Source organism: Vibrio sp. Vb1554, assembly GCF_033344235.1.
Genome location: NZ_JAWPOJ010000247.1, coordinates 1 through 1,267, shown reverse-complemented (window position 1 = coordinate 1,267; position 1,267 = coordinate 1). Strand labels below are relative to the sequence as shown.

The following is a 1,267-nucleotide window of genomic DNA, read 5'->3' as shown; positions in this document are numbered from 1 at the left end:
TAGGACGCCATCCTACAAATGGTGTAAGTAAAATCTGAGCCTTGTTCTGCACCGAAAACCGAAGAGTGATGCGCTTGCTACTCAAAGCCTGAACAGTAGAGCTATTGCCAGATCATCGATGTCCATCAATGCCCGTTTTTGTTCATGTTAGACAATGAATCATTGACTAAGCTTACTCAAGGGCAGTGTTCGTCGATTTGGCCGGAAACGATTAATGCCCTGACGATAGAAGTTTAGAGTTCGAGCTTCGATTTCACATCAACTCCATTGATGATCGTTTACCAACATTGCATTTGGTGAATAAGAGAATTAATCAACTCTTCAAAGAGAATCATGTTGAAATCTCTTACCCTCAAATTGATGTTCACATGAAGCATGCAGATCAGAAAAAGCGCTGACTTGTAACACTTCGGCGCATTCCTATGTCACCAGCTCCCAAAGGTGATGAGCTCTGTGAGTGAAGCTTTTGATGGTTGTCTATTACGTCCTTATACGATGAAACCGTTTGTAGGGTTAGGTCCTACATAAGCGATTGGTTGAGGTAACGCTTTTCGATAATACTGACCATATCAACGAGCAATAATCCAATTCACTTCCTATTGAAAAGGAAAATGGACATGACAAAACATTCAAAAATTTTCGCTGGCGTCGCTTCAGCAATTGCCCTTACTGCGGGCGTTGCAGCTTGGGCGGCAGGCGAGCAAGACTTTAGCTCAATGCAGATGAAAGGCGTGGAGCAAATCGAAGTTAAGGTCGACTTAGATGGGGCAGCAAAACGCCTATCAAAAGCGGTGTAATTCCCAACAATTTCCAATCAAGATCGCAGTGATTTTGCGCCAGATGTTTACACGATTACGGCAACTCAGTTGGAGAATACAACAGAGTTTGAAGGTTTCCATGGTGTGAATGAGCGCATCCGTGTAGACGAATACGGCCGTTCAATTGGTTTCTTCTACCAGCTTATGGATAACCTCGATTATTTGTGAGAACACTTGATAGCGAGGGATTCGAGCGTAATTGCTATGCCGAATACTCAATGAATCGATGTAAAGCAAAGTAATGTAGGCATAGCGATGAAAGGTATCATTTCAATTAAAACTTACGGCGTAGTTAGGCATTTAAGTAGCAGCGTGACCGGGTTTCCTGTTCAACGAATGGGGTTGGACATATGGCCAATCCATGCTGTTCAAAATGCACAACAAATACAAGACCATGAGGTGTTTGTCGGTAGAAGCCTTGTCGATGAATTACTAGCGTTGACGGATGG

General features: G+C 43.2%; 1 protein-coding gene and 3 pseudogenes. All 4 read left to right on the top strand.

The window, feature by feature from the left end; translation table 11 throughout:
• Nucleotides 1-233: 233 nt before the first annotated feature.
• Nucleotides 234-398, top strand: a pseudogene (locus R8N28_RS27500) (hypothetical protein); the annotation flags it as partial.
• Nucleotides 399-617: 219 nt separating this feature from the next.
• The gene (locus R8N28_RS25375) at nt 618-797 is read left to right on the top strand and encodes a hypothetical protein (RefSeq protein ID WP_021453916.1); all 180 of its coding nucleotides are present in this window, start codon (nt 618-620) and stop codon (nt 795-797) included.
• A gap of 30 nt (nt 798-827) precedes the next feature.
• Nucleotides 828-986: pseudogene (locus tag R8N28_RS27495) on the top strand (peptidase M20); the annotation flags it as partial.
• An 87-nt stretch (nt 987-1,073) separates the two neighbouring features.
• Nucleotides 1,074-1,267: pseudogene (locus tag R8N28_RS25370) on the top strand (pyridoxal kinase); the annotation flags it as partial.

What these genes read in the sequence shown, in the direction of transcription:
- R8N28_RS25375 (WP_021453916.1), top strand. Translation starts at nt 618, where the DNA reads ATGACAAAACATTCAAAAATTTTCGCTGGCGTCGCTTCAGCAATTGCC.